Consider the following 20,907-nt stretch of genomic DNA (forward strand, 5'->3'; position numbering starts at 1 on the left):
ATATAGAGGCGGGATTATTCAATATCATCTCCTAATACATAATCCCCAAACAATTCATCTGGTAAGTCATGAACTAGTTTATTCCAATTAGTACCATATAATTCTATTGCTTTTTCTTCTGTCTTTATCCATCTTATAGTTCCATTACTTCCCACTAGATATACTTTAGCTACTGTTGGTATTTTAAATAGTATACCAGCATTGTATGGAACATTCTTTCCTAGTGTATAAGTAGCTAGTTCTTCTTTGGTTATTGTAGTTACAAATGAAAAATCATCATTAAAGTATGAATACCATATCTTCTCATTTGAATATGCATGTCTAATATTGTCAGTATCTACAAAGTACACTGTACTAGTATCCTCTGTCTTTACCCACTTACCTGTTTTCCATATTTTGTTTATTTCTGTTTCATTAATTTCTTCATTTTCATTGTTTTCTTCATTATCATTAGTATCTTGTTCTTCATTATCATTATTTTGATTATCATCTGTATTGTTGTTTGTATCATTATTCCATCCTCCACCTGTTGATCCAGTTGATGGTCTTACTGATTTTGGAATCTAATCAGTTTTAACTTTGTAATTATTTTCATCACATTTATCATCATTGAAACAATTAAAAGAAATATAACCTATATTTTCTCCATATGCATAACCTATAAATTGACCACTTGTGTTTATTGTTACACCATCAAAATTTATCCAACCTGTATTTTCACTATATGCATAGCCACTCAATATCCCGTCTTCTGTATTTGATACTTTGTAATTATTGTCATCACATGTATTAGTATTAGAACAATTTAATGATATCCATCCCATATTCTCAGAATATGCATATCCAATAAGTTGTGTATCTGATATATAGATATCACTATTTGAATCTTTGAAATTTATCCATCCTGTATTCTCATTGTATGCATATTTGTATGTTTCATCTATTATTCCATAATCAACAGATGCAAATGATTGATTGTATAGAAAAAAGCTAAAAATTAGAATAAAAAATGAAATACTTGTTTTGATTATTTCTTTTGTTTTAATCATAGATGTTTAAAAAATAATTAATAATTTTATTAATATTTATATAAATTGTGATGTATATTATTATATATTATATTTTATCACCCCCCCTGAGAGTATAAAGTTAAAAGGTGGTTTTATTTAAGATTAATAATTATCTATTGATAAATTTGTATTGCGTTTACTGTTTATTAGATATATTGCAAATACAAACCACCATATTATAGAAAGATCATTTTTGAAATATGGTACTTCTACTATTCCCTGAATTATAATTGCAAGAAATGTAACAAGTAATATAAAATTTGTCTTTGATAAATCATTTACTAATTTCAAAATAAATAATATAGAGAGCCAAAAAAATCCAACAAGCCCAAACAATCCAAGAGAAACCCAAATATTCAAAAATATGCTATGCGGATACAAAAATGTCTCAACATAATCAAACTTATGATAATCTATAATCTTACTCTGATACCCTACAAGTCCTGCACCGAACATAATATTATCTTTCAAATAATTTTTTGTTTCAAAATACATTTGTCTTCTAATCTGACCCGACAAATCTTGTAATAATATTTTTTGTTTCAAATTATACTGATATGCATCTGGCAAGTCTATTGTCTTCGGAGCTTTTGTAACAAATGGAAATAAAAATGCCAAAATTATAATTGAGATTGAACTTATCAAAATAAACTTTTTGTTTTTTATAATCTTGAAAACTGCAAAAATTATAAGCCCTGCAAAAATAGCAATTATTGCTGATTCTGACTTTGCCAAATATATCACAATAAATGACAATATTAAAGTCAAAATATTAAATATTTTAAGCCATATTTTTTTGTCACTTAATAAATTTATAAATGTTAGGAAAAAAATTGGAAGTAATATTAGACCATTTGCATTTGGATAACCAAAAAAAGTAGTTACTCTGTTTTGCTCTAATATGTCTGTTGTATTAAATATCAAATTTCCTGTAAGTCTTTGATAAATTGCTAATCCAAAAATAAGAAATGCTAAGATTTGTAAAAAATAAATACATCTTTTTATGTCTTTTTTATCTTTGAGACTTGAAACAAGTATTACAAAGAAAAACAATGATTCCAAAAAATATGACTTAAATATTCCAAGTGCCTTCATATAATCACTTGAAACAAATACTGCAATATAAGAAGAAATTAATATTAATATTATTGGTCGTCTTAAAGAATAAAAGATATTATCTTTATTCTTTAATTTTTCTTTTATATTTTTAAATATATTTGGAATAGCACTAAAATTTTTTATAAAAAATATTAATATCAAAACCCAAATAAGTCCAGATAAAAAATTAAATGGAATATTAAATATTTCAAACTGAACTCTATAGGTAGGAAGAAGCAAAAATATAAAACAGAGGACAAAATTAAAATTTTTCCAGGCTAAATATGAAAAACATAAATACAATAAAAATAATAACACATAATACATACTAAGATTTTTTAAAACTAATAAGTTCTTTTATTAAGTCTTTTGAAAAAACTTTGAACACAACAAGCAATACGCAATAAATAGCAGTGCCTATAAATATCTCCAAAACAAAATTTATGTTAATAAAATAGAGAATTAAATAGACAAATATAGATACAATAGCCGTTCTTATAAATATTGCAAAATCTATTTTCCAGCCAGTATATTTTTTTAGCAATATATAAGAAAAAACTGTTATCAAGCTTTCTGCAAATAAAGTCATATAAGCAGCCCCCCAGTAACCATATCTTGGAATAAATATAAAATACCCTATAAGACTTACTATCGCTGTTATAAAAAAATATAATATTGTTTTCTTTTGTTTCTCTACTGCTATTATTGCATAATTAAATAATGAACTAAAAAATATTATTACTGTTGGCCATATAAGGACTTTCAAAATATTTACTGATAGATAATATTTTGGACCTGCTATAAAATATATAATACCCTTTGCTTCTGCTATAAATAATACTATTATCAAAAAACACATCACAACAAAAAGATTAAACATTTTCTGTATAGAACGATTAAGGTCTTCTTTTTGTTTTTGAAAATAATAGAAAGTAAAAATTGGCAAAACTAAACCTAATATCATATGAGGCAAACCTGTTATAACTTCTAAAATTTTGTATGGCGCACTATATATTCCAACTTGAAAATCTGAACTATATATAGAAAGTATAAGCGTATCAGCTTTGAAATAAATAAGATTCAAAATTGTAGTAACTGCTATTGGCCAAGATATCAAAATAATTTTTTTCCAGTATGCAAGATCAATTGTCCATTTATATTTGATATATTTTCTAGCATATAAAACTACAATTATAAAAAGCACCACTGAATAAATATTATTCGCAAAAAGAACCAACAACAGATCTCCCTTTAAATATATTGCAAAAATTATAGATAACAAAAATATTATCTTACCAATAGTTTCCGCTATTATAATTTTATGCATCACCATTTCCTTTTGAAATATTGAAACATAAACTTGAATCATACTATTAAAGAAAAACGCAATAGATACAACGAGTATTCCAAACTTTATCATCATAGGATATGGAAATAAAAATCCAATAAGCGGAGCAATCACAAAAAAAGATAGCCCAGATATTATTCTAAGTGTTAATATATTACTAAAACATTTATCTTTATCAACATCTGGCTTACCTAATTCTTGAAGAAGAACTATATATAAACCAAAATCCAAAAATATTGAAAACATCTGCAAAAAGGTAAGGACAGTTGTATACTGCCCAAACCCAGATGGAGATAAATATCTTGTAAGATATGAAATAGCCAAAACACCAATCAAAATATTGATACTCTTTCCGATAATTTGAACAATCGTATTGTAGGCTATCTTTTTTGTAGAAAACATTTGTTATAAATTATAATTCTCTTGATTCTTTATACTTGATTAAGACTTCTTTCTTTATTGCATCTAGCACTTTCCTATTTTCTTTCAAAAATAATCTTGCATTTTCTCTTCCCACTCCTAATTTTTCTTCACCGAATGTTAGTGTATTTCCAGACTTATTTATTACTTCATATTTCAAACCAAGATCCAAAACATCTCCTGCAAGTGAAATTCCTTCATTGTACATTATATCAAACTGACACGTTGTAAATGGTGCTGCTACTTTATTTTTTACAATTTTACAATTTACACGATTACCAACTATTTCTTCTTTCTTTTTTATTACAGCTGCTCTTCTTACTTCTATTCTTATTGATGAATAAAATTTCAATGCTTTTCCACCAGGAGTAGTTTCGGGGTTTCCAAAAAATACACCAATTTTCATTCTAACTTGATTTATAAAAATCACAACCGTTCTACTTTTTGAAACAATTGGAGTAATTTTCCTAAGAGCTTTACTCATAAGTCTTGCTTGAAGACCCATCTGCATATCCCCCATTTCTCCATCTATTTCAGCTTGTGGTACGAGTGCTGCAACTGAATCAACTATTACAACATCAAGTGCATTTGATCTAATAAGTGTCTCTAAAATTTCAAGTGCTTCTTCTCCTGCGTCTGGTTGAGAAAGTATTAGATCATCAATATTTACACCAATTTTTTTTGCATAGGCTGGATCAAGAGCATGCTCTACATCTATAAATGCCACAACTCCACCTGCTTTTTGTGCTTCAGCCACTATATGTTGGGCAAGAGTTGTTTTTCCAGAAGATTCTGGTCCAAATATTTCAATAACCCTACCCTTTGGAACACCGCCTACGCCAAGTGCAATATCCAATGAAAGACATCCTGTGCTTATTGCCTCTACATCTGTAAAATGTACTGATCCCATTTTCATTATAGAACCTTGACCAAATCTTTCCTGTATCTGGCTCATTGCAGCATCAGCAGCTTTTTGTTTGTCCATTTTTTCTGTTTTTTCTTTTACCATATTTTTTTATTCATCCCTCTTAACGGGATATATTATTATTTAAAGAAACGACCCTTCATCTTTTTGTTTTAAAATTATTACCTCTTTTTTGTTGGGCCTACCATGTTTCCTTTTTGTAATTATATCAAATTTATTTAAACCATATTTAAGTTTTACATCAATACTAAAATCCCCATTTTCTGAGACGTCTATGACCTCACCATTTATATAAACCATAGATTCCTTTTCTGTTCTACCTATAATAGTAGTCAAATTATCTGATGTTATCAAATTTTCTTTTGGTTGAAATACAACAAGAGTTGGTGGTTTGATATAACTATTTATCCTAAAAAATATATATACTATAAAAAGCAAAATTACAAACCCGCCTAAAAATATTCTCAGATTTTTTGGATTAATGTATTCCAAAATAATTTTCTTTATACCAACTCTTTTATCTCCACTATCATTAAGATTATTTAGATTCTTTTTGTAATATTTGTTTAAATAAATTTTAAAATTCAGTCCCAAAAAGTTACAATATCTTTTCAAAAAACTTTTCAAATATACTTCTCCTGGAATAGCTTTCCAGTCTTCATTTTCTAATGCTTTTAAATATTTTATTGGGATATTACATTTCAAACAACACTCTGCCAAAGTCAAATCTTTTTCTAATCTAACATCCCTAAGCCTATCTCCTATATCTGAATTAATTTTCCTTATTCTAAAACTATTCATTTACCAATAATTATTTATTATCTTCCTCATCATCAATTTCAAAACTATCTTCTTCTATAATTTCATTCCTCTCTAATAAATCATCTGCCTGTCTCTCTAATTCATTGCCAACATTTTCTTTTATAAAATCATCTTCATCATCAATTTCTTCTTGGTCAATATCTTCATAATCATCTATTTCTTCTTCATAATTTCTATTATATTGACTCTGCCCTGTAAGCATAAGATCATCCTCAGAACTATCATCTTCATAATGTTTTGCATCCAAAACACCATTTTCTTCTGTAACAAGAACATCTCTCGGTTTAGCTCCATTTGCAGGACCCACAACTCCAATTTCTTCCAACTCATCTAGTATTCGTGCAGCTCTTGCATACCCAACTCTCAGTCTTCTTTGAAGTAATGTAGCTGATGCCTTATCACTTCTCATTACAACAGCTTTTGCTTCAGCAAGCAAAGAGTCTTGATCCCCAGACATTGTTCTTCCACCAAAACCAACTACAGTTGAAATATTTTCTGTAACATTTTCTAAATACTCTGGTTCAGCTTGTTCTTTTAGATAATCTATAACTCTTTCTTTTTCATCTTCTGAAATAAATACGCCTTGCACTCTTCTTGGTTTTGAATATTCAGCAGATGTAAAAAGCATATCTCCCTTACCAAGAAGTTTTTCCGCACCACTCGCATCAAGCACTGTTCTAGAATCTATCTGAGATGCAACAGCAAAGGCTATTCGAGATGTTATGTTTGCTTTTATAAGACCAGTTATAACATTTACAGATGGACGTTGTGTTGCAAGCACGAGATGTATACCAACGGCTCTAGCCATTTGAGCCAATCTTATTATTGCAGATTCTACCTCTTGAGGACTTACAGCCATGAGATCTGCAAGCTCATCTATAATTATAATAATATTTGGTAATTTATCCTCTGGTCTTGTTCTTGATTTATTGTAAAGATAAATATCCTTTTTATTCAAACTAGACAATAATTCATATCTTCTATCCATTTCAGCAACGGCCCATTTCAACGCATTTACGGTTTTATCTACTTTTGTAATAACTGGAGTAAGAAGATGAGGAATTCCATTATATGGAGAAAGCTCCACTCTTTTTGGATCAACCATTATAAGTCTCAATTCATTTGGATTTAACCTATAAAGCAAACTTACTATAAGAGAATTTATAGCAACAGATTTACCACTACCAGTTGCACCCGCTATCAAAAGATGTGGCATTTTTACTAAGTCTACAACACATCTATTTCCAGATACATCTTTTCCAAGGGCAAACACAAGGTGTCCATCTGAATTTTTAAAAACTGGATCAGAAAGTATTTCTTTTAATCTAACTACAGAAACAACCTTGTTTGGAACCTCTATTCCAACAAGAGATTTACCAGGAATGGGAGCTTCTATTCTAAGTGGATGAGCGGCCAAAGACAATGCAAGATTATCTTGTAAAGTACTAATTTTTGATAATTTTACACTCTCATCTGGTTTCAATGTAAATTGTGTTACTGTAGGACCAACGTTTACTTCACCCATTTCTACATTGATATTAAAATTTGCAAGAGTTCTTTTAATTTTTTCTTTGCTTGATTCAATATCACGACTCACTGGAGAGGTTCTTTGATCGCTCAGCAAATCCATGGGTATTTTTATATCTTTATATATTTTTTTATTGAGTGGCATTAATTCACTCTTGATTTTTTCTAAATTAGAAGAATCTTCCTTTATTAATATTTTTTCTTCTACTGCCCTCTCTACATCTTTTGTATTTATTATTTTTTTCTTATCAACATATACCTCATCTTCTTCATAACCAATTTCAACATCATCTATTTTTTCTTTTTTCAAAATAAACAAACTTCTAAATTTTTCTGCTAAATGCAAATCCTTCATAGATAAATTAAACGTCAAAAATAAAGAAATAAAAAATAAGCCAATAAGTATAATAAATGAACCCCAAAAACCCGCTAATTTAAAAATGGGCCAATAAAAAATCATCCCCAAAAATCCACCACCAGATCCTTCTTTTAATTTTGGGATTATATCTTCTGTTTTAAGTATTAAATTTAAAAATCCAGTACTAGACAAAAACCACAGCACTATGCCAATATAGTGCCTAAGATCTATTCTGTATTTTCCAGGATTCAAAGATAAATATCCAAGTACTATTATAACAATAGGAATTAAAAAATATAACCAACCAACAAATATTTTCATAACAAAAAGTATGTATTTACCAATAGCACCTGATAAATCAAATAAAGATAAAAAACTCAAAAAACCAACAATCAATATCAAAAAAACAAAAATTGCTTTTTTAGTTTCTGGACTTATACTAGAAAGAAAATCTCTATTATTATAATCTTTTTTAAAAATTTTATGATTATCTTTTTTTGATGGTCTTTTTCTACTTCTTTTCGACATAAATAAAAACTAAATTTTAAATATAGTAAGTGTATTATAGCATTTTTAAATAGTTAATAAAACTAAAAGACCACCCCACTCAACAGGATGGCCTTTTATATAGAAATAATATAAAACTATTTTTCTAATGCTTCTCTTTCTATTTTGGCAAGTCTTTCTCTTTCTTCAAAACCAGTACCAGCAGGGACAAGTCTTCCTATAATAACATTCTCTTTTAATCCTCTTAACTTATCTATTTGTCCCTTTATAGCTGCATTTATCAAGACTCTCGCTGTTTCTTGAAAAGATGCTGCTGATAAAAATGAGTCGGTAGTAAGAGAAGCCTTTGTCATGCCAAGTAAAAGGGTTGTTCCTTTTGCTTCGTTTTTATTTTGACTCTTCATAAGCTCATTTGCCTTAATAAATTGAGCTCTTGTTATTGTCTCACCAGGTACAAAGTCAGTATCACCCGAATCATCAACATAAATTCTAGAAAATAATTGACGACAAACAAGTTCGATATGTTTATCATTTAATTTCTGACCCTGAGAAGAATATATATGCTGAATCTCTTTTATAATATATTTCTGTACTTCTTCTTCTCCTCTTAGTTTGTAAAGTCTCTTTAGATTTATACTACCCTCTGTAAGTTGTATTCCCGCCCCAACCATATCACCATTTTTTACCCAAATACTTACATCACCTGAGACAATATAATCTGCGGTTATAGGTCTTGTAGCTATTACCTGTAAAAGTTTTTTGGAAATATTTATAACACCAGAATTTATTGACTTTACGGAAGAGTCACCTTTTCTAAATAATTCTTGTTTCTTTTTTATTTCCTGCTTATCTTTTACTAACACCTCTAAACCATCTGATAAATCATAAGATTCTAGAACATTTTCCTCTGATATTATCTGTATCAACTTTGCCTTTTTCTTGGCATCATCTTCTATATCAGATATTTTTACTTTTCCAGCTATTTCACTTATAACAGCTTGCATTTTAGGATTTCTAGCTTCCAAAATTTCTTCTACTCTTGGCAAACCTTGAGTAATATCCCCACCAGCTATTCCACCAGTATGAAATGTTCTCATTGTAAGCTGCGTACCTGGTTCACCAATACTTTGAGCTGCCATGATACCAACTGCTGTACCAAATTTTACAAGTTTATTATGACTCAAATCAGTACCATAACATTTCTGACATACACCATTTAATGTTTTGCATGTAAGTATTGATCTTATTCTTATATTTTCTATTTGTAACTCATCTATCTTATTTGCAACATCTTTATCTACCAAAGAATCTTTTTTCAATATTAGTTCTCCAGTATTAGGATCTTTGACGTCTTCTGCTACAAATCTTCCTTTTATTCTACTTCCAAGAGTTTTGCCCATCTCCATTGACTCTTTTTTGTTCATTACCCTACCTTCTCTATCTCCACAATCTGCCTCTGAGGCCATTATATCTTGCCCTACATCTACCAATCTTCTTGTAAGATAACCAGCACTTGCTGTTCTAAGAGCAGTATCAGAAAGTCCTTTTCTAGTACCATGAGTAGATATAAAATACTCCAAAACATCTAATCCTTCATCAAAATTAGCCTTAATAGGAAGTTCAATGATTTCACCTGAAGGACTAATAACCAAACCTTTCATACCCATAATCTGTACCATCTGAGACCAAGAACCTCTAGCTCCTGAATTAATCATGGAATAAATAGAATTATACTTTGGAAATATATCCTTACTTCTTTCTGTAATTTTGTTTTTTACGGCAGTCCATGTTTCTATTACCTTTACGTATCTTTCTCTGTTTGTTAAAAATCCACTATTATACAAATCATGAATATTCATAACTTCCTTGTTTGCATCTTCTATAAGCTTTCCCTTTTCCTTTATAACGGGAAGGTCTGACATACTCCAAGAAAGACCAGACTTTGTGATAAATTTTAATGTCAATTTTTTTATTCTATCTAAAAACTCTATAGTCTTTTCATCACCATATAAATCCAAAATTTTTGCTACCATATCTTTTATACCACCAGCCTTCAATTCCTCATTAAAAAATCTCAATTTTTCTGGTAATACTTTGTTTAAGATAACTCTTCCAATAGATGTTTTTAATATTTCTCCATTTATTCTAACCTTTATTAATTCCTGTAATCCGATTTTATCTAAATCATATGCTGAAAGCGCTGTAGATCCATCAGAAAATATTTTTATGTCTTTTTCTGGTATATCTTCATATGGAATACATGTCAAATAATTTGCACCCCAAACCATATCTTGAGTTGGAAGAACTACTGGATCACCAGTTGCTGGTTTCAATAAATTTTTTGTTGAAAGCATAATATCTCTAGCTTCTGCTATAGCATTTTTTGAAAGTGGCACATGAACAGCCATTTGATCTCCATCAAAATCAGCATTAAAGGCAGAACAAACCATTGGATGTAGCCTTATAGCTTTTCCTTCTATAAGTCTTGGTTTGAAAGCTTGAATTCCTAATCTATGCAATGTAGGAGCTCTATTTAAAAGTACATATGACTTATTCGTTATTTCTTCTAAGATTTCCCAAACATCATCGCTACTACCATCTATATATCTTTTTGCACTTCTTACATTATGAACTAATTCTCTTTCTATAAGTTTTGCTATTACAAACGGTTTGAAAAGTTCAAGTGCCATAGTTTTTGGAAGACCACATTCGTCAAGTTTTAAATGTGGACCAACCACAATTACAGAACGACCTGAATAGTCAACTCTTTTACCAAGCAAATTTCTTCTAAATCTACCTTGTTTACCTTTTAACATATCTGCCAAACTTTTCAACATTCTCTTTTGTCCAGTAGATGCTGTAACTGTCTTTCCATGTCTTGCATTATTATCTATCAAAGCATCAACCGCTTCTTGTAACATTCTTTTCTCATTTCTGAGAATTACTTCAGGAGCATTTAAATCCTGCAATCTCTTTAATCTATTATTTCTATTTATTACTCTTCTGTATAAATCATTTAAATCCGAAGTTGCAAATCTTCCACCATCAAGTTGAACCATCGGTCTTAAATCTGGTGGAATTACGGGTATAGAAGTTAAAATCATCCATTCTGGACGAATATCATTCTTCAAAAAGTTTTGTATTAACCTTATTCTTCTTATAAATTTCTTTTGTTTTGAACCAGGAGATGTTTTTATTTTTTCATTTAAATCCTCTAACAATTCTTGTAGATTTATTTTTTCTAACAATTTCCTTACTGCACCCGCCCCTATATCAGCACTAAATATATGACCATATTTTAGAGAAAGTTCTTTATATTTACTTTCTGATATAATTCTCAGTGGCTTTAATTGTTTTAATTCCTTTTTTGCTATTTCAGCAGCTTCGTTTAATTCTTCGTTTTCCTTTACTTTAGAATCTATTGCTACATTTTTTTCATCTTCTAATTTAAAAATTTCTTTTTTGTCACCACCCTTCAATGCTTCTTCTACTTTTGAATCCAAATCACAAATAATAACATCATATTTTTTATCAATAGCTTTTATTTTCTGTTTCAATTCTTGTTTTATCTGATTCAAAACATCTTTTTTCAATTCCTCATCTACATCTGTAACTATAAAATTTGCAAAATAAATAACTCTCTCTAATTGTTGAATTGATAAATCTAAAATTATTCCCACTTTTGACGGAACTCCTCTTAAAAACCAAATATGAGAAATTGGAGTGGCTAGATCTATATGACCAAAACGTTCACGTCTCACACTTTTTCTAGTAACCTCTACTCCACACTTATCACAAACTATTCCTTTGTATCTTATTCTTTTGTATTTACCACAATAACACTCCCAATCTTTTGTAGGTCCAAATATTTTTTCACAAAACAAACCATCTCTTTCTGGTTTTTGTGTTCTATAATTTATTGTTTCGGGTTTTAGCACCTCACCATGAGACCACTCATGTATTCTATCAGGTGATGCTAATGTTAATTTTATTGAGTCAAAGTGAGGTGTTTTTACGACCTCATTAAATGCAAAGCTTGTTTTTGTAGATGAAGGAGTTGGCATATTTTTATATAAATAATTTTAAATTAATAAAAGATTAGTCTATTTCTTCTTTAATATTTTCAGTGTCTTCGATATAATTTCCTCCAAAATCTGATACAAATTTTTTATCCTCAGATTTTATAATTTCTCCATTTTTATCTAACATTTCCACATTAATACCTAGACCTCTAAGCTCGCTCACCAAAACATTAAAAGACTCTGGAATACTTATTTTTTCTATTTCCTCTCCTTTTATAATAGATTCATAAGCTTTACTTCTTCCATTTACGTCATCGGATTTTATAGTCAACATTTCTTGAAGAGTGTAAGCTGCTCCATATGCCTCAAGTGCCCAAACTTCCATCTCTCCAAATCTTTGTCCACCGAATTGAGCCTTACCACCTAATGGTTGTTGTGTAATAAGAGAATAAGGACCTATTGATCTAGCATGAATTTTGTCTTCCACAAGATGATTTAATTTCAACATATAGGAAATTCCAACAGTTGTTTTGTTGTCAAAAAATTCTCCAGTTCTACCATCAAACAATTGGACTTTTCCATCCTCTGGAAAACCAGCTAATTTAAGCTCTTCTTTTATTTGCCCCACAAGGACTCCATTCAAAGGCGGTGTTACCACTTTATATCCAAGTTTTCTAGCTGCAAGTCCTAAATGTGTTTCAAGCACCTGACCCAAATTCATACGAGATATAATACCAAGTGGATTTAAAATAATATCTACAGGAGTTCCATCTTCCATGAAAGGCATATCTTCTTCTGGGATTATTCTAGATACAACACCTTTGTTTCCATGACGACCAGCCATCTTATCACCAACCTGAATTTTTCTCATCTGAGCAACACTTATTTGAATTGTCTTTATAACACCAGCTGACAACTTATCCCCATTCTTTCTAGAAAAGAATTTTATATCAACCACCTTTCCATGTTCACCATGTTCTAGATATAAAGATGAATCTTTTACATCTTTTGCTTTTTCACCAAATATTGCTCTTAATAATTTTTCTTCGGCAGATAATTCTGTTTCACCTTTTGGAGTAATTTTACCAACTAAAATATCTCCTGATTTTACAGTGGCTCCAATTCTTACAATTCCATCTTTATCTAAATCTTTTAATCTTTCTTCACCAATATTTGGAATATCCCTTGTTATTACCTCAGGACCAAGTTTTGTGTCACGCACCTCCATAGAATAATGTTCTATGTGAATAGATGTGTATACATCTTCTTTTACAAGTCTTTCTGAAAGAAGAATAGCATCTTCAAAGTTTCCACCCTCCCATGGCATATATGCCACCAAGACGTTTCTACCCAAAGACAACTCTCCATTATCAACAGACGCACCGTCTGCAATAACATCCCCTCTTTTCACTTTTTCACCTTTACTTACTATGGGATGTTGATTCATACACGTAGATGCATTTGAACGAATAAATTTATATAAATCATACCCCCTATCTTTATTGTCTTTTTCTTTTATAATAATTTTATTTGACTGGACCAAAACAACCTCACCATCATTTCTTGCTCTTGTGATTTGTCCACTATCTTCAGCAGCTCTTGCTTCTATACCAGTTCCAACTATAGGAGCTTCTGGTTTTACCAAAGAGACTGCCTGTCTTTGCATGTTTGATCCCATGAGAGCTCTTACCGCATCATCATGTTCCAAAAATGGAATAAGCGATGTTGCTATACTTATGATTTGATTTGGAGCAATGTCCATATAATCTATTTCTTCCACATTATCAAAAGTTGGCTGACCATGTATTCTCATTTCAGCTTGTGGTTTTACAAACAAACCATTCTTTGTAACTGGAGTTGTTGCTGCTGTTGTTACACTTCTTTCTTCTTCAAAAGCATCTAAATACACAATATCATCTGTAACAGTAGGTATTATTGGAATCATCAAATCTTCATATTTTGACAAGTCTTTTGCTATTTTATCAGTAATAAGAACCCCCTTATCCAAAATAGTCTTTTTTGTCTTTGGATCTTTTATATTTGTTCTTGTGGTTTTACCTATTATAACATCTGAATTACTTTTTATATCATGTAAAACTTTTCTAAAAGGAGTTTCCAAAAAGCCATACTCATTTATTCTTGCGTAAGATGCCAGATGCCCTACAAGACCAATATTTGGTCCTTCAGGTGTTGCAATAGGACATATTCTTCCATAATGACTACGATGAACATCTCTTACCTCAAAACCAGCTCTTTCTCTTGAAAGTCCGCCTGGTCCAAGTGCTGAGAGTCTTCTTTTATGTTCAAGTTCTGCCAAGGGATTTGTTTGATCCATAAATTGAGACAACTGGGAACTCATAAAAAACTCTCTGATAGTACCAATAACTGGTTTTGCATTTATCAAAACATTTGGAGTAAGAGACCCCACCTCTGATGTACTCATTCTGTCTTTTATAATTCTTTCCATTCTGGCAAGACCTATACGAAAACGATTTTGAATAAGTTCTCCAACAGCTCTTACCCTTCTATTACCAAGATGATCTATATCATCTGCTGGTTCTTGAGTTAAATTAAGTCTTATAATCTCCTTCATTACAACAATTAAATCTTCTTTTTTTAGAGTTCTGTTTTCATTTGTAATTTCAAAATTTTGTCCAAATCTTTTATTTAATTTATATCTTCCTACAGTACCTAAATCATATCTATTAAAATCAAAAAACATAGAAAATATCAAAGATTTTGCATTATCTGAAGTTGCTAAATCCCCTGGTCTTATTCTTTTATAAATTTCTATAAGACCATCGTCTTGATTTTTTGATATATCTTTTTCAAGTGTATTTTTTATAAAACTAACTTCTGGGTGATTATCTACATCTTCAAAAAGATCTATAATTTCTTGATCTGTAGAATAACCAAAAGCTCTAAGAAGAGCAGTTGCAGGAACTTTTCTTTTTCTATCTATGCTAATATATAAAATTCTTTTTTTTGGATCTGTTTCTATTTCAAGCCAAGCACCACGATTTGGTATAATCTTTGCTCCATAATAATTTCTACCAACATAAACTTGAGATGTAAAAAATACACCAGCACTTCTTATAAGCTGTGAAACAACAACTCTCTCTACGCCATTTATAATAAATGTTCCTTTTTCTGTCATCAAAGGAAAATCTCCCAAATAAATTTCTTGTTCTTTTACACTTCCGCTTCTTTTATTTACGAGCTTTGAATTTATACGAAGAGGCGCTTCATATGTTGTATTTCTTTCTCTTGCATAAACCTCGTCAAATTTAGGTTCTTCTAATCTATAATCCAAAAAATAAAGCTCTAAATCACGACTTGTAAAATCTCTTATTGGAGAAATTTCTTCAAAAAGTTCTTTTAATCCTTTCTCAAAAAACCACTTGTAAGAATCTTTTTGAACTTCAATAAGGTCTAGAAGTGGAAATGCCTCTCTTGATTCTGTAAAATATTTCCTGCTTACTTTTTTTGACATATATTTCTAAACTTTATAACAGTTATTAAAAAATAAAAATATACAAATTCTTTTATGTATATTTTTCCATATTTTTAATAAATACTGTTCATATATTATTATTTATAAAAATCTTTTTAATTAATACAAAACCCAATCATAAATGCTTTACACAAATTTATATTCTATCAATTTTATCTTATAAACAGTTACAAAATTACGTTTAAGTATAAAAAACCCCTCCCACTAAAAAATGGGGAGTTTAAACTCTGTATTTATTTTTCTTTTTTATCCAACATTAACATAAAAAATTATAACATCTACAAAAATAATGTCAAGCAAATATACAAAAAACCATTATTACTGTTTTATAGGCATAACAATATAAACGTATTCCTCATCCGACTTTGATTTTAATATACCAGCACTTCTATTATCTATTATTTCAAAAATTGCAGTTTTACTACTTAAATTATTCAAACCATCTAGAAGGTATTTATAATTAAAGACTATTTCATTTTCATCACCTTTAATTAATGAATTTAATGCTGTAATGTTTTCACCTAATTGATCACTTGTCGATGTAAGAATAGTCTCTTGTTTATCAGATATAAAAACTATTTTTATATCATTTATTCCTGGTTTACAAAATAGACTAGTTCTTTTTATAGATTTTACAAGCTCATCTACGTCTATTTCTACTCTTGTCTTATATTCACTTGGGATTATTTGTTTGTAATCTGGATAATTACCCTCTATCAATCTAGATACGAGCTCTATATTATTTGAAAAACTAAATAATATTTGATTTTCTTCTATAAAAAAATCTACTAAACTATCATCTACAATATCATTTGATATTCTAAGAGCTTCTTGAATTGTATCTATCGGTATGATTATTTTTTTATCTTCTGATGAATAATCCAAATCAACTCCTTTTTCTGCCAACCTATAACTATCTGTACCGGCTAAAACCAATTTATTTTTATTTATATCAAATAAAACACCAGATATTTCTGGTCTTGTCATATCAGAAGATACGGCAAAAGCTATTTTTTTTAGAGAATTTTTAAAATTAGATATCTTAATTGAATATTTATTTTTCTTTTCTACTTTTGGTAATAAAGGAAATTCTTCTGCGGCAAGTATGTTAATATTTGTTTTATCATTTACACACTCTATTTTTAATTTATCTTCCTCTAACTCTAAAATAACATTATCTTTTGGTAACAAGTTAACAAAGTCATTAAGTAGTTTTGCATTTACTGTACATTTTCCAGATTTTTCTACTTTACCTCTAATTTTACAATCAATACCTATTTCTAGATTTGTTGTTGTTAAAGATATTTGATTACTGTCTGCTTCTATAAGAACATTATTAAGAATGGGTAGGTTTATATTTTTTCCTGCTAAATGACTTACTGCTTGTAAGCCCTTTATTAAATTTTCTTGTAAACATATTATTTTCATAGTATTTTAGTAATTGTTAATTATTTTATATAAATTAATTAATAACAATAATAAGTAAAGATTTTTCAGTGGATAAGTATGTTTTGTCTTTTATTAATAATGTTTTGTTTGTTTATAAGTTGTTTTTTACTAGTCTATCCTATGTCTACTTAAAAGTGTATAAGTTTTTTTATTTTGTTGGTTGTGTTTTTTACACAGTTTGTGTTTGTTCTTATAAACAACTTATTAACATGTTTTTTATATTATTCTTTTAGTTTTTGTTTTATAAGGTCTATATCTTCTTTTATTCTTTCATTTGTTTTTAAGTCTTCTAATACTTTGTTGGATCCATGTATTGCTGTTGTGTGATCACGACCCCCCATTTCTTGTCCAATACTAGGGTATGATCTATTTAACTCTGTTCTCATAAGATACATGCATATTTGTCTTGGGTTTACCAATTCTTTTCTTCTACAGTTTCCAGTTATGTCCTCTGTTGATATATCAAAATGTTCTGAAACTATTTTTATAATTTTTTTTGTTGTAAGTGCATTTTCTTTTTGTTTAATAACAATACCGCCTAAAACATCTTTTATAGATTCTACAGTTACCTTTTGATTATTTAATTGGTGTATTGCTATAACTCTATTTAGAGCTCCCTCTAGTTCTCTTACATTGCTCTTTGCTATTTCAGCTATTTGTGATATTGCATTTTCTGGAATTTGTAAATTTATATTTTTTTCTTGTATTTTGCTTTTTAGTATCGCGACTCTTGTTTCTAAGTCTGGATGTCCAATATCAGCAATCATTCCACTTTCAAATCTTGATGTAAGGCGTTGTTCTATCGCCGGTAAAGATTTTGGAGGTCTATCAGAACTTATTACTATTTGTTTGTTTTGTTGATATAAATTATTGAAAGTATGAAAAAATTCTTCTTGTGTTCTCTCTTGTCCTTTCATAAATTGTATATCATCTACCAACAGCACATCTAATTCTCTGTATTTTTTTTTGAAGTTATCTATTTTTCCAGATTGTATCGATTTTATATATTCATTTGTGAAGTGTTCACTAGAAATATATGCTAATTTATATTTAGGAAATTTCTCTTTTATGTGGTTTGCTATAGATTGCATTAAATGTGTTTTTCCCAAACCAACCTCTCCATACAAAAACAAAGGATTATATACTCGTCCTGGATTTTTTGATACAGCAGTTGAAGCCGCTTTTGCTAATTCGTTTTGTTTTCCAGTTATGAAATTTTCGAAGGTGTATTTTGGATTTAATGTAAGTGAGTTGTTTACATATTCAACAGGTTCTGTCTTCTCCTGTGGATCTTGCTCCAATATCTTTTTACCAATATCTTTTATATTTATAGAGTTATTGTTTTCTATTTCTGGTTTGTTGTGAGATATTGTAAATTCTAGTGTTTTTATTTCACCCTCTTTTATAACGTTATTTAGTGCGGTTAATATGTTTTCGTTGTACTTGTTTTCTAACCATCTTTTTGTAAATCCATTTGGCACTGCAATTAAAATATTATTGGAATCTATTTTTATAATATAAGTGTTTTTGAACCATGTGGTAAAACTAGCTTTTGATATTAATAATTCTAATTCTCCTAGTACAGATTGCCAAATTTCATCATAGTCATAGTTCATATTTTTTATTTTATTTTTATTGTTAGTATAAGATATTTTAACCTATTAGAGATAATAAGGAAATACCCCTACTGTTTATAAGGTGTGGATTAAAAGTGGAAAAGTATAGTATTTTTTTATTATATAATGTTTAGTAAATATTGACGATATTGTAAAATACTGATATTCTTAGGATTAGCTATTTATAATTAATTTTCTATAAAATATGCCAAAAAGAACATATCAACCAAAAAAAGTTAAAAGACTCAAAAAACATGGTTTTATGAATAGAATGTCTAGCGTTGGTGGTAAGAGAGTTTTGAGCAAAAGAAGAACAAAGGGGAGGAAATCTCTAACTGTTTAATTTGCAAAATAAATAAAATGATTGCTAAAAAATTTCGTTTTGGTAAAAAAGCTGATTTTGATAGGGTGTTTAATTCCCAGAACAAATTTTATAGTAATAATTTTGTTTTGAGGTTTTATAAAACAAAAAATTTAAATAATAGGTTTTCTATAGTTGTTTCAAAGAAAATTTCTAAAAAAGCAGTCGTAAGAAATAAAATTAGACGTAGGGTATATGAGATTTTAAGGTTCAATTTAGAAAAAATGAAAATTTCTTATGATATAATTTTTCTCGTGAAAAAAGGTGTTGTAGATATGGAATATTTTGATATAGAAAAAGAAATATTTTATATATTAAAAAAATCAAGATTATTATGAAAATATTTTTATTGTATATTATAAGAGTTTATCAAAAGACTTTATCTCCAGATTCTGGTTGGTTTTCATATAAACATCCACACGGTTATTGTAGGTTTTACCCACATTGTTCGGAGTATTCACATCAAGCTATAGAAAAATATGGAGTTCTTAATGGGTTTTATAAATCTATAAAAAGAATTATAAGGTGTAATCCTTTTTCTAAGGGTGGTTATGACCCGCTAAATTAAAAAATAAAACAAAAAAATGGGAAATCTTTTTACTACAATTTTTTATCAGCCACTATTCAATCTATTGGTATTTATTTATAATCTGATTCCAGATATTGGTGCAGCAATATTTATTATAACTGTCATAATAAAGCTTCTATTGTGGCCACTTTCTCATAAATCATTGAAATCTCAAAAGGCTCTTCAGGAGATACAGCCCAAAATGGAAGAGCTAAAAGAAAAATATAAAGATAATAAAGAAAAATTGGGTCAAGAAATGATGTTGCTTTACAGAGCAGAAAAAGTAAATCCATTCTCATCGTGCCTACCTCTTTTATTACAATTTCCTTTTATTATTGCGGTTTTTCAAGTGTTTAGAAATGGTTTAACTTCTGATAATTTTGATTTATTATATCCATTTGTAAGCAATCCGGGATCAATAAATCCTATAATGTTAGGGTTTTTAAATCTTTCGGAGCCACAGATATTTTTGGGAGTATTAGCTGGTGTAGCTCAATTTTTTCAAAGTAGACTACTTATAGCTAAATCTAAGAAATCAGAATCAGATAATGTTGTGAAGATAAAAAAAGAGCCTGGAATGACAGATATAATGAATAAGCAAATGATGTATTTCATGCCCATTCTTACTATATTTATAAGTGCATCCCTTCCTGGTGGGTTGGCTTTATATTGGTTCTTGATTACTCTTCTTGGTGTACTTGATCAATATTTAGTAAATAGATCACTTAATAAAAAAAGAAATTTACAGATTGAGGTTTTAGATAATAAATAGTTTTTAATATAGAAATTTTTGATCGAATAGTATTTCTTAGAATATTTTATAAAGTCCATAATGTGTGGACTTTATTGTTTTTTATCTAATAAGTATTTAAATTTATCAAGGGTTTCTTTGGAATTTTTCCATGTAAATATTTTTATTGCATCTTGATAGCTATACCAGTCTGCGTTTATAATCTCTATATCTTCTGGGCTTAATTTGTTGTTTTTTGTTTTTACTAAAAATATTAATCTAGATGCTTTTTTGTTTGATCTACCAACCTTGTCTTTTCCATAAATAAAAGACTCTGTCATATTTATATTTTCTATTTCAATATCTTCTTTGTTTAAACCAAGTTCTTCTTTTAATTCCCTATATAGTGCTGATTCAAGAGAAGAATCGCTTTCCTCTATTCCTCCGCCTGGAAGTGAAAAACCTCTTTCAGTTTGAACAACTGCAAATTTTTTTGGATTTGTGTTTGTATATACTATCCCAACAACTCCAGTATAATTTTTTATTTTATAGTTCATAGTTAAAATTAAATT

The 20,907-nt window shown here is 29.1% G+C and carries 16 protein-coding genes; 4 read left to right on the forward strand and 12 right to left on the reverse strand.

What is annotated here, in order from left to right:
* Nucleotides 1–14: 14 nt before the first annotated feature.
* The 11 genes from PHZ07_04745 to dnaA form a co-directional block, all read right to left on the reverse strand.
* Nucleotides 15–350 (reverse strand): hypothetical protein, encoded by a 336-nt coding sequence (locus PHZ07_04745; protein ID MDD3284874.1) that lies wholly within the window; start codon nucleotides 348–350, stop codon nucleotides 15–17.
* A gap of 213 nt (nucleotides 351–563) precedes the next feature.
* On the reverse strand, nucleotides 564–1,049 hold the full coding sequence (locus PHZ07_04750) for a hypothetical protein (protein MDD3284875.1): 486 nt from the start codon (nucleotides 1,047–1,049) through the stop codon (nucleotides 564–566).
* Between the two features lie 123 nt (nucleotides 1,050–1,172).
* Nucleotides 1,173–2,495, reverse strand: coding sequence for an O-antigen ligase family protein (locus PHZ07_04755; protein ID MDD3284876.1), 1,323 nt, complete (start codon nucleotides 2,493–2,495; stop codon nucleotides 1,173–1,175).
* A 1-nt stretch (nucleotide 2,496) separates the two neighbouring features.
* Nucleotides 2,497–3,918 carry a flippase gene (locus tag PHZ07_04760; GenBank protein MDD3284877.1) on the reverse strand — a complete coding sequence of 474 codons (1,422 nt, stop codon included), beginning with the start codon at nucleotides 3,916–3,918 and terminating at the stop codon, nucleotides 2,497–2,499.
* 10 nt (nucleotides 3,919–3,928) lie between these two features.
* Nucleotides 3,929–4,921 carry a recombinase RecA gene (gene recA / locus PHZ07_04765; protein ID MDD3284878.1) on the reverse strand — a complete coding sequence of 331 codons (993 nt, stop codon included), beginning with the start codon at nucleotides 4,919–4,921 and terminating at the stop codon, nucleotides 3,929–3,931.
* Between the two features lie 63 nt (nucleotides 4,922–4,984).
* Nucleotides 4,985–5,662 carry a helix-turn-helix domain-containing protein gene (locus tag PHZ07_04770; protein ID MDD3284879.1) on the reverse strand — a complete coding sequence of 226 codons (678 nt, stop codon included), beginning with the start codon at nucleotides 5,660–5,662 and terminating at the stop codon, nucleotides 4,985–4,987.
* 10 nt (nucleotides 5,663–5,672) lie between these two features.
* Nucleotides 5,673–8,096, reverse strand: a complete 2,424-nt coding sequence (locus PHZ07_04775) for a DNA translocase FtsK 4TM domain-containing protein (GenBank protein MDD3284880.1) — start codon at nucleotides 8,094–8,096, stop codon at nucleotides 5,673–5,675.
* Between the two features lie 116 nt (nucleotides 8,097–8,212).
* Nucleotides 8,213–12,139: a DNA-directed RNA polymerase subunit beta' gene (rpoC, locus tag PHZ07_04780; GenBank protein MDD3284881.1), complete on the reverse strand. Its 3,927-nt coding sequence runs from the start codon at nucleotides 12,137–12,139 to the stop codon at nucleotides 8,213–8,215.
* 34 nt (nucleotides 12,140–12,173) lie between these two features.
* Nucleotides 12,174–15,590, reverse strand: coding sequence for a DNA-directed RNA polymerase subunit beta (locus tag PHZ07_04785; protein ID MDD3284882.1), 3,417 nt, complete (start codon nucleotides 15,588–15,590; stop codon nucleotides 12,174–12,176).
* Nucleotides 15,591–15,929: 339 nt separating this feature from the next.
* A complete protein-coding gene (gene dnaN, locus PHZ07_04790; GenBank protein ID MDD3284883.1) occupies nucleotides 15,930–17,039 on the reverse strand; it encodes a DNA polymerase III subunit beta in 1,110 nt (369 codons plus the stop codon).
* A 242-nt stretch (nucleotides 17,040–17,281) separates the two neighbouring features.
* A complete protein-coding gene (gene dnaA, locus PHZ07_04795; GenBank protein MDD3284884.1) occupies nucleotides 17,282–18,676 on the reverse strand; it encodes a chromosomal replication initiator protein DnaA in 1,395 nt (464 codons plus the stop codon).
* A 205-nt stretch (nucleotides 18,677–18,881) separates the two neighbouring features.
* Between dnaA and rpmH the strand changes: the two genes are divergently transcribed.
* Genes rpmH through PHZ07_04815 form a run of 4 tightly spaced genes read left to right on the forward strand, consistent with a single transcriptional unit; the run spans nucleotide 18,882 to nucleotide 20,377 of the window.
* Entirely contained in the window at nucleotides 18,882–19,019 is a 138-nt protein-coding gene (rpmH, locus tag PHZ07_04800; GenBank protein MDD3284885.1) for a 50S ribosomal protein L34, read from the forward strand.
* A gap of 17 nt (nucleotides 19,020–19,036) precedes the next feature.
* Nucleotides 19,037–19,375: a ribonuclease P protein component gene (gene rnpA / locus PHZ07_04805; protein MDD3284886.1), complete on the forward strand. Its 339-nt coding sequence runs from the start codon at nucleotides 19,037–19,039 to the stop codon at nucleotides 19,373–19,375.
* Entirely contained in the window at nucleotides 19,372–19,605 is a 234-nt protein-coding gene (gene yidD / locus PHZ07_04810; GenBank protein ID MDD3284887.1) for a membrane protein insertion efficiency factor YidD, read from the forward strand. The genes rnpA and yidD overlap by 4 nt, the downstream gene beginning before the upstream one ends.
* A gap of 16 nt (nucleotides 19,606–19,621) precedes the next feature.
* The gene (locus PHZ07_04815; protein MDD3284888.1) at nucleotides 19,622–20,377 is read left to right on the forward strand and encodes a YidC/Oxa1 family membrane protein insertase; all 756 of its coding nucleotides are present in this window, start codon (nucleotides 19,622–19,624) and stop codon (nucleotides 20,375–20,377) included.
* Nucleotides 20,378–20,448: 71 nt separating this feature from the next.
* On the opposite strand, the gene PHZ07_04820 is transcribed toward PHZ07_04815, so the two are convergent.
* Complete coding sequence (locus PHZ07_04820; GenBank protein ID MDD3284889.1) at nucleotides 20,449–20,892, reverse strand: NUDIX hydrolase; 444 nt, start codon at nucleotides 20,890–20,892, stop codon at nucleotides 20,449–20,451.
* Between the last annotated feature and the right edge of the window lie 15 nt (nucleotides 20,893–20,907).

The sequence above is a fragment of the Patescibacteria group bacterium genome (assembly GCA_028692545.1).
Taxonomy (GTDB): Bacteria; Patescibacteriota; Patescibacteriia; order UBA1558; family S5-K13; genus STD2-204.